Source organism: Mesorhizobium sp. M1A.F.Ca.ET.072.01.1.1, assembly GCF_004023325.1.
GTDB lineage: Bacteria > Pseudomonadota > Alphaproteobacteria > Rhizobiales > Rhizobiaceae > Mesorhizobium.
The window spans coordinates 1-9,461 of record NZ_RZSF01000269.1 but is presented as its reverse complement, the minus strand read 5'-3'; the positions used below and the strand labels follow the sequence as shown (position 1 = coordinate 9,461).

Genomic DNA, 9,461 nt, shown 5'->3' with positions numbered 1-9,461 from the left:
GTCGAGCAACACGCCGGAAAGGTCAGCCTCGAGGATTTCCGGCGGCGTAAAGGCGGGAAGCGCCGCCGTCTGCTCGGCACGCCATAGCCGGATGGCGACGCCCGGCTGCGTTCGTCCGGCGCGGCCGGCCCGCTGATCGGCGGAAGCCTTGCTGACGCGCACCGTTTCCAGCCGGGTCAGGCCGCTTGCCGGCTCGTAGCGCGGCAGGCGCGATAGGCCGGAATCGATGACGACGCGCACGCCGTCGATGGTGATCGAGGTCTCGGCGATCGAGGTCGCCAGCACCACTTTTCGGCGGCCAGCCGGCGCCGGCTTGATCGCGGCATCCTGCGCCCTGTTGTCCAACTGGCCATAGAGCGGAACGATGTCGGTATCGGCACCGAGGCGGTCTTCGAGCCGCTCTGCGGTGCGCTCGATCTCGCGCTGTCCGGGCAGGAAAGCGAGCACGCTGCCCTGCTCGGCGGCTAAAGCCGAGCGAAGCGCCTTGGCCATCGCGTCCTCGACCGCCATGCCGGCCGGCCGCTCGTCATAGCGGATGTCGACCGGGAAGGCGCGGCCCTCACTTTCGATCACCGGCGCCCCCGCCAGTAGTTTTGCGACGCGCGCGCCGTCGAGCGTCGCCGACATCACCAGCAGGCGCAGATCCGGCCTCAGCGCGCCCTGAACATCGAGCGCCAGCGCGAGGCCGAAATCGCCGTCGAGCGAACGCTCGTGGAATTCATCGAAGATTACCGCCGCAACGCCGGGCAGTTCGGGATCGTCGAGGATCATGCGCGACAGCACGCCTTCGGTGACGACGAGGATCTTTGTCCGCGCTGAAGTGCGGTTCTCCATGCGCATCGCGTAGCCGACTGTACCACCCGGCTCCTCGCCGACAAGCTCGGCCATGCGACGGGCGGCGGCGCGGGCTGCCAGCCTGCGCGGCTCCAGCAGCACGATCCTGCCTTCGCCGAGCCAGGGCGCGTCGAGCAGCGCCAGCGGCACCAGCGTCGTCTTGCCGGCACCGGGCGGCGCCACCAGCACGGCGCTGTTGCGCCCGGCGAGCGCCTCGCCGAGCACCGGCAGCACGGCGGATACCGGGAGTTCCGGCAAAATTCCTCTGTTCATGGCGTCCGCATATCAGCGGCCACGGTGAGCGCGCAACCTGTCCCGGAATTGCCTAAAGCCTGGTGCGCGTGAACGGGTTCCAGCGCACGGTGCCCAGCCGTACCTCCTCGCGAACCATGGTCAGCAGGCCCGAGGCGCCGAGCACCGCAAGGCCGGCCAGCGTCAGCAGGTCGGGATCTTCCCGGAAGAACAACGAGCCCAGCACCACCGCCCAGACGATCTGTGAATAATGCGTCGGCGCGATCCGGTTGGCGGGCGCGTATTTGGCCGCGAGAAGCTGCAACAGCTGACCGCCGGCGGTGAAGGCGCCGGCCATGACCAGCCAGATCAGCTGATTGCCATCCGGCAAGGTGAACGACGTTGCCGCCACACCGAGGCCATTGAAGAGCAGGCCATAGCCGACAAGCACGCCGAGCATCGTCGTGCGCTTCTCCTGCTGCGCCAGCGACCGCATCAGGATGACGCTGGTGGCGGCAAGAAAGGCGATGGCAAAGGCCGCGAGGTGGCCGAGATGAAGTTCGCGGAAACCCGGCCTGACGACCAGCATGACGCCGGCAAAGCCGGCGACCACGGCGAGCCATCGCCACGGCCCAACCTTCTCCTTCAGGATGAGAGTGGAGAGGATGGTGACGAACAACGGCGCCAGGAAAATCAACGCGTAGACTTCCGCCAGCGGAATGGTGGTGAAGGCATAGACGCTGAGCACGCCCGATGCGATGCCTGCCCAGGCGCGGGCCTGCACGGCCCAGGGCCGGCTGGTGCGCCAGAAGTCGCGCCAGCGCTCATCGGCAGGCCTTGTGAAGAACAGGAAACAGCCGGCAAACAAGGTTACGAAGAAGCCGATCTCGAAGACGGTGAACTGCCCGCCCAGGCTCTTGATGACGGCATCGCTCCACGAATAGCTTGCATAGGCGACGAGGGCGAGCAGGATTCCGTTCGGCACGTTCCATATCCGGGAGAAAAGAAGTGAAGATACTGGCGCTGGGGGCTCATCCCGACGATATCGAGATATTCATGTTCGGTACGCTGGCCGCCTATGCCGCGCTAGGCGCAGAGCTGACTTTTGCGATAGCCACGGACGGCGCCAAGGGCGGCAACGGCGATCCGGCCGCGCTTGTCAAAGCGCGGCGCGAGGAAGCGACCGAGGCGGCCACCCTGCTCGGCGTCACACCGCGTTTCCTCGGTTTCCCCGACGGGGCGCTGGTTGCGGATGCCGCATTGATCGACACACTCAAGGCGCTGATCGGCGAGGTGCAACCGGACCTCGCGATCACGCATGCGCCGAACGACTATCACGGCGACCACCGCGCGCTGTCGGACGGCGTGCGCATCGCGGCGTCCTTCGAGGTACCGGTGCTGCATGCCGACACGCTCGGCGGCACAGGTTTCTCGCCGACGCATTACGTCGACATTTCCAGCCACTGGGACCTCAAGGCGCAGGCGATTCTCGCGCATCGCTCACAGGGGCCCGAGCATTATCTCAACGGTGCACGCATGCAGAACGCGTTCCGCGCCGGCCAATGCAACGGCGCGCCCGGCGCGCTGGCCGAGGCGTTTCGGTTCGAGCCCGTCTTCCCCTTTGCCGACATCCGCGAGCTGCTGCCTCCGGCGCCGCGGATCCGGCCGGTCACGGTGGGCCCGAAGAGCGTCAAGTAGCCGGCTGAAGCTACGAGCCGCCAAGGCACCGACAGTTATTTCCCAACGATTTCAAGCACCGCCTTCGTCATGCTGCGGCGCAGCAACGAATTCGCTTGCGTTGTTTAGTAAAAAGAGCATCACTAAACAAATTACTAAACATCGGCGGCGCGACGCGCGCCATGTTCAGGCCCTCGGAGGAGCGAGGGTTGAGGGCTTTTGAAACCGTCATCCGGACGCGTTTCGCAAATGGGAGGTAAGGCATGAAATCGACCTTGAAACTGGCGTTGGGACTGGCCTCGGCGGCACTCGCGTCGACCGCCGTCTCGAACGCGGCGCATGCGGAAGACCTGACGCTTTGCTGGGCGGCCTGGGATCCGGCCAACGCGCTCGTGGAATTGTCCAAGGACTTCACCAAGGAAACCGGCATCGGCATGAAGTTCGAATTCGTGCCGTGGACCAACTATGCCGACCGCTTCCTCAATGAGCTCAACTCACACGGCAAGCTCTGCGACCTGATCATCGGCGACAGCCAGTGGATCGGCGGCGCGGCCGAGAACGGTCATTACGTCAAGCTGAACGACTTCTTCGACAAGGAGAAGATCAGCATGGACGACTTCGTGCCGGCGACCGTCGTCGGCTATTCCGAATGGCCGAAGAACACGCCGAACTACTGGGCGCTGCCGGCCATGGGCGACGTGGTCGGCTGGACCTATCGCAAGGACTGGTTCTCGCGGCCGGAACTGCAGAAGGAGTTCAAGGAGAAGTATGGCTGGGACCTCGCCCCGCCGACGACCTTCGACCAGCTGAAGCAGATCGCCGAGTTCTTCCAGAAGCGGCAGATCGACGGCAAGACCGTCTATGGCGCCTCGATCTACACCGAGCGCGGCTCGGAAGGCATCACCATGGGCGCCATGGACGTGCTTTACAGCTACGGCTTCCAGTATGAGAACCCGAAGAAGCCCTATGAGATGGACGGCTTCGTCAATTCCGAAAAGTCGGTGAAGGGGCTGGAATTCTACAAGGCGCTCTATGATTGCTGCACGCCGCCCGGCGCCTCCAACAGCTACATGGGCGAAGGCGTCGATGCCTTCAAATCCGGCCAGGTGGCAATGCACATGAACTTCGCCTTCACTTGGCCCGGCCTCCAGAAGGACGAGAATGTCGGCGGCGACAAGATCGGTTACTTCGCCAATCCGAAAGGTCCCGACGGCGACCAGTTCGCGCAGCTCGGCGGCCAGGGCATCTCGGTGGTTTCCTACTCCGACAAGCAGGAATCGGCGCTGAAATACATCAAGTGGTTCGCCAACAAGGACGTGCAGGCCAAGTGGTGGTCGCTCGGCGGCTATTCCTGCCTGAATTCCGTCGTCAAGGATCCGAAGTTCCCGTCCAGCCAGCCCTATGCGCAGGCCTTCCTCGACTCCATGGCGATCGTGAAGGACTTCTGGGCAGAGCCGAGCTACGCGCCGCTGCTGCAGGCCTCGCAGAAGCGCTTCCACGACTATGTCGTCGCCGGCCAGGGCTCGGCCAAGGATGCGCTCGACGGCCTCGTCAAGGACTGGACGCAGATCTTCCAGGACGACGGCAAGATGTAAGGCTCCTCCCGAGCAGGTGCGTCCCGTGCCGCGTTCGCACGGGACGCAGTTCAGATAAATTTCATCGCCGAGGCTGACCAGTGACCGATGCAGGACTAACCATGCTCAATCGGACTGCGGACAACGCTGCGCGGGCCACACCCGAGCCGTTGGCCAGGAAGATCCGGGGCATCAGCGACAAGGGCCTCGCCTGGCTGTTCATTTCGCCGACGATCCTTCTGCTTTTAGCCATCAACATCTTCCCGCTGTTCTGGGCGATCTACCTCTCCTTCACCAATTACCGCGCCAACCGCCCGAACGAAGTGGTCAAGAATCTCGGGCTTTCCAACTACAGGCGCATCCTCGGCGACCAGGATATCTGGATCGCCATGCAGACGACGGCGCATTTCGTCTTCTGGACCATCCTGCTGCAGACGGTGCTCGGCTTCACGCTCGCCTGGCTGATCGACCGGAAATTCCGCGGCCACGCCTTCTGGACCACGATCATCCTGGTGCCGATGATGCTGTCCCCGGCGGTGGTCGGCAATTTCTGGCGCTTCCTCTACGAACCGCAGATCGGGCTGTTCGCCTACGCCATCTCATTCCTCACCGGCATCGCGCCGACGAATGTCCAGATGCTGTCCAATGTCGAGCTGGCGCCATGGGCGATCATCATCGTCGACACATGGATGTGGACACCTTACGTGATGCTGATCTGCCTCGCCGGCCTGCGCTCCATCCCAGAATACATTTATGAAGCGGCCGAGGTCGACCGCGCCTCCAACTGGCGGCAGTTCTGGTCGATCACCCTGCCGATGGCGCTGCCCTTCATCATGCTGGCGGTGCTGTTTCGCGGCATCGAGAACTTCAAGATGTTCGACATGGTCAACCTGCTCACCGGCGGCGGACCGGGCTCGACCACCGAGGTCGCCTCGATAACGCTGAAGCGGCAGGCCTTCGAAAGCTGGCGCACCGGCTATTCCTCGGCTTTCGCCATCGTCCTGTTCGTCGCGGTGTTTGGCCTTGCCAATATCTACGTCAAGGCACTCAACAAGGTGAAGCAGAGATGAGCCTGACCACCGCCCATTCCGTCGTCGCACCTTCGACGAACTCGAAGCGGATCGCCGGCGTGCTCGTCGTCGGCTACGCGCTGATCTCGATCGTGCCGCTCTTGTGGATCTTCGCCACCAGCTTCAAGACGCCGCCGGATTCGATCGCCTATCCGCCGAAGATCGTCTTCCAGCCGAGCATCGAAGGCTACTGCAACCTGTTCACGACGCGCACCAGGCAGACGCCGGAATACATCAACGCGCTCGGACCGGCGACCGGCTTCTGCGACGAGACGGTGCGCAAGCGAAACATGGTGATCGCCGGCCCGTCGAACTTCCTGCCGCGCTTCGTCAACTCGCTGATCATCGCCTTCGGCTCGACCTTCTGCGCGGTGTTCCTCGGCACGCTCTCGGCCTACGGCTTCTCGCGCTTCAAGGTGCCTTTGGCAGACGACCTCCTGTTCTTCATCCTGTCGACGCGCATGATGCCGCCGATCGCCGTCGCGATCCCGATCTACCTGATGTACCGCGAGCTCGGCCTCTCCGACACCGCGCTCGGCATGATCCTGCTCTACACCGCGGTCAATGTCTCGCTGGCGGTCTGGCTGCTCAAGGGCTTCATCGACGAGATCCCGCGCGAATACGAAGAAGCGGCGATGATCGACGGCTATACGCGGCTGCAGGCCTTCTGGCGCACGGTTCTGCCGCAGGCGACTACCGGCATTGCCGCGACCGCCATCTTCTGCCTGATCTTTGCCTGGAACGAATATGCCTTCGCCGCGCTTTTGACCTCCGGCACGGCGCAGACGGCGCCGCCCTTCATCCCGACCATCATCGGCGAAGGCGGCCAGGACTGGCCGGCAGTCGCCGCCGGCACGACGATATTCCTGGTGCCGATCCTGGTCTTCACCATCCTGCTCCGCAAGCAATTGCTGCGCGGCATTACCTTCGGCGCGGTGCGCAAATGAGCACGATCCAGCCTGCAAAACGCAAATCGCGTTGGCCCGTCTGGGCAAGACGCGGCCTGATGGAAAACATCGCCACCGCGATCATCGCCATCGGCTTTTTGATGCTGTTCCAGCCTTTCGCGCTGTCGCTCTACAGCTATTCCTTCGTCACCATGCTCGCCGGCACCGCCATGTTCATCGTCGTCTCGAAATTCCCGGAATAAAAATGGCCGAGATCCGTGTTCAGAATCTGAGGAAGGCCTTCGGCGAGTTCGTCGCCGTGCAGGATTCCAATTTCGTCGTCGAGGATGGCGAGTTCTTCGTCATGCTCGGGCCGTCGGGCTGCGGCAAGACGACGACGCTCCGCATGATCGCCGGCCTCGAACTGCCCACCGGCGGCAAGATCCTGCTCGGCGGCGAGGACGTCACCATGCGCCGGGCGCGCGAGCGTGACATCGCCTTCGTCTTCCAGCTCTTCGCGCTCTATCCGCATATGAATGTGCGCAAGAACATCGGCTTCCCGCTCTTGGCGCAAGGCATGGCGTCGGCCGAGATCCGCACGCGCGTCGAGGAGACCGCGAAGCTGCTGCGCATCGACCACCTGCTCGACAAGTCGGTCTCCGGTCTTGCCGGCGGCGACCGCCAACGCGTCGCGCTCGGCCGCGCCATCGTCAGGCGACCGAAATGTTTCCTGATGGATGAGCCGCTTGGAACCCTGGACACCGAGTTCCGCGATTTGATGGTGCATGAGCTGCGCGAGCTGCACAACCGCATCCACGCCACCACCGTCTATGTCACGCACGACCAGATGGAAGCGATGTCCATGGCCGACAAGATAGCGGTGATGAACCACGGCGTCATCGAGCAGTTCGGCAGCCCGCGCGAGATTTACGACCGGCCGGCCACGATGTTCGTCGCCGATTTCATCGGCTCGCCGCCGATGAACTTCTTGCGCTTCGGCGGTGGGCTCGCGAAGGGTGCGAAGGAGATCGTCGTGCAGGGCGCCAGGGTGACGGTCCCGGAAGTGCGCGAGGATATTGCGCCGGCCGACATGGCGCTTGGCATCCGCCCCGAGCACATCCGCTTCGATGATGCTTCGAAGCTGCGCGGCGCGATCTACGGCACCGAATATCTCGGCACCACGCAGATCGTCGCGGTGGAGACGGCTGACGGCATCATCAAGGCCCGGGTGCCGGCCGGAATCCATCTAAATACGGGCGAACAGGTAGGGCTGGCATTGAGCAGCGCGCGGCTGTCGCTGTTCGAGAAAGGCACTGGACGCGCGGTGAAAACCGCCATGTACGATCAGGCAGTGGAGGCGCGCCATGGCTGACGTCCAGATTCAGGGTGTGACCAAGAGCTTCGGCGAGACAGTCGCGGTCAGCGATCTCGACCTGCAGATCAAGGACGGCGAGTTCGTCGTGCTGCTCGGCCCGACCGGCGCCGGCAAGACGACGACGCTCAGGCTGATCGCAGGGCTCGAGCGGCCGGAAAGCGGCACGATCCAGATCGGCGGCCACGATGCGACGGGGCTGTCGCCGGTCGAGCGCGACACGGCCTTCGTGTTCCAGCAGTATTCGCTCTACCCGCATCTTTCGGTCTTCGACAACCTCGCCTTCCCGCTGCGCTCGCCGGCGCGGCGTTTTCCGGAGGAAGCGATCCGCCGCCGCGTCGAAGAAGTGGCGCGGATGGTGCGCATCGACCACAAGCTCAACAACCGCTCGACCAGGCTGTCGGGCGGCGAGATGCAGCGCGTCGCCATCGGCCGCGCGCTGGTGCGAAAGCCCTCGATCTATCTGATGGACGAGCCGCTGTCCTCGCTCGACGCCAAGCTGCGCGCCGATCTCAGGCTCGAGCTGAAGCGCATCCAGTCCGAGCTCGGCGCCACCATGCTCTACGTCACGCATGACCAGATCGAGGCGATGACCATGGCCGACCGCATCGGCATCCTCTCCGAGGGCGTGCTGGTGCAGATCGGCACGCCGCGCGCGATCTATTCCGAGCCGGCAAACCTTCATGTCGCGGCCCGCCTCGGGCAGCCGGCGATCAACCTTCTGCCGGCAGGGCTGCTGCCCGACGGCGCCGCGCCCACCGGCACGACGACGATCGGCGCGCGCACCGAACATCTCGCGATCGAAAAGGCGGCGAACGGCCATGCCGACGGCGTCGTCGACTGGGTCGAGCATCTCGGCGACCAGAACCATCTGCATGTCACGGTGGGCGCCAAGAAGCTGGTAACGCTGACCGATCCCGACACGTCGCTCGCAAAGGGGGACAGAGTGACGATCCGCTATCGCTCGCCGCTTTATTTTGGGTCGGACGGGCAAAGATTGATGTAGCCGGCGCACCCGCACTTTTTTGACGACCGCAGATACGACTGGACGAAATCCATGAAGCACTTTTTCAATCGCAAGGACTCGATCGTTACCGAAGCGCTGGACGGTTTTCTGGCCACTGCCGGCTCCGGCACGCTGGCGCGGCTCGACGGCTATCCCGAGATCAAGGTCGTGCTGCGCGCCGACTGGGACAAGGCGAAGGTGAGCGTCGTTTCCGGCGGTGGCGCGGGGCATGAGCCGTCGCATGCGGGTTTCGTCGGCGCCGGCATGCTGACGGCGGCAGTCTCCGGCGAGATCTTCGCTTCGCCGAGTGTCGAGGCGGTGCTGGCGGCGATCCGCGCGACGACCGGGCCGGCCGGCTGCCTGCTGATCGTCAAGAACTACACCGGCGACCGCCTCAATTTCGGCCTCGCCGCAGAAAGGGCCCGCGCCGAGGGCTTCGCGGTCGACATGGTGATTGTCGGCGACGACATCGCGCTGCCCGATATCGCGCAGCCGCGCGGCGTCGCCGGCACGCTGTTCGTGCACAAGATCGCCGGACATCTTGCCGAATCCGGCCATGACCTGGCCTCGGTCGCGGCGGCAGCGCGGGCGGCGGCGAAGGACATCGTTTCGCTCGGCATCTCGCTCTCCTCCTGCTCGATCCCCGGCCAGACCCACGAGGACCGCTTCGGCGCCGACGACTCCGAGCTCGGCCTCGGCATCCATGGCGAGCCGGGCGTGGAGCGCATAACCCTGCAGAGCGCCAGTGCGCTCGTCGCCATCATGGCCGACCGCCTCGCGGCCCGGCTCGATGCCGGCAGCCGCTATGCC

10 protein-coding genes are annotated in these 9,461 nt (G+C 64.3%); 8 read left to right on the top strand and 2 right to left on the bottom strand.

The genetic code is table 11. The features are described 5' to 3' along the window. Both hrpB and EOA32_RS27910 read right to left on the bottom strand, forming a co-directional pair. Window positions 1-1,107, bottom strand: a 1,107-nt coding sequence (gene hrpB / locus EOA32_RS27915; RefSeq protein ID WP_128373430.1) for an ATP-dependent helicase HrpB, incomplete at its 3' end; no start/stop codon positions are given. A gap of 52 nt (window positions 1,108-1,159) precedes the next feature. Continuing rightward, complete coding sequence (locus EOA32_RS27910) at window positions 1,160-2,050, bottom strand: DMT family transporter (RefSeq protein ID WP_127247708.1); 891 nt, start codon at window positions 2,048-2,050, stop codon at window positions 1,160-1,162. Between the two features lie 23 nt (window positions 2,051-2,073). On the opposite strand from EOA32_RS27910, the gene EOA32_RS27905 reads away from it, so the two are divergent. The 8 genes from EOA32_RS27905 to EOA32_RS27870 form a co-directional block, all read left to right on the top strand. Then, on the top strand, window positions 2,074-2,763 hold the full coding sequence (locus EOA32_RS27905) for a PIG-L deacetylase family protein (protein WP_128373429.1): 690 nt from the start codon (window positions 2,074-2,076) through the stop codon (window positions 2,761-2,763). 242 nt (window positions 2,764-3,005) lie between these two features. Continuing rightward, window positions 3,006-4,337, top strand: a complete 1,332-nt coding sequence (locus tag EOA32_RS27900; RefSeq protein ID WP_067003505.1) for an extracellular solute-binding protein — start codon at window positions 3,006-3,008, stop codon at window positions 4,335-4,337. Between the two features lie 101 nt (window positions 4,338-4,438). After that, window positions 4,439-5,386, top strand: a complete 948-nt coding sequence (locus EOA32_RS27895; RefSeq protein WP_128373428.1) for a sugar ABC transporter permease — start codon at window positions 4,439-4,441, stop codon at window positions 5,384-5,386. After that, window positions 5,383-6,333 (top strand): carbohydrate ABC transporter permease, encoded by a 951-nt coding sequence (locus EOA32_RS27890; protein WP_067324280.1) that lies wholly within the window; start codon window positions 5,383-5,385, stop codon window positions 6,331-6,333. Before EOA32_RS27895 ends, EOA32_RS27890 begins: the two co-directional genes overlap by 4 nt. Beyond that, the gene (locus tag EOA32_RS27885) at window positions 6,330-6,536 is read left to right on the top strand and encodes a hypothetical protein (RefSeq protein ID WP_095777044.1); all 207 of its coding nucleotides are present in this window, start codon (window positions 6,330-6,332) and stop codon (window positions 6,534-6,536) included. The genes EOA32_RS27890 and EOA32_RS27885 overlap by 4 nt, the downstream gene beginning before the upstream one ends. 2 nt (window positions 6,537-6,538) lie before the next feature. Beyond that, window positions 6,539-7,645, top strand: coding sequence for an ABC transporter ATP-binding protein (locus tag EOA32_RS27880; RefSeq protein ID WP_095828104.1), 1,107 nt, complete (start codon window positions 6,539-6,541; stop codon window positions 7,643-7,645). After that, entirely contained in the window at window positions 7,638-8,651 is a 1,014-nt protein-coding gene (locus EOA32_RS27875) for an ABC transporter ATP-binding protein (RefSeq protein WP_128373427.1), read from the top strand. Before EOA32_RS27880 ends, EOA32_RS27875 begins: the two co-directional genes overlap by 8 nt. A gap of 51 nt (window positions 8,652-8,702) precedes the next feature. Next, window positions 8,703-9,461 (top strand): dihydroxyacetone kinase subunit DhaK (locus EOA32_RS27870; protein ID WP_145971370.1); only part of this gene is annotated, 759 nt, incomplete at its 3' end.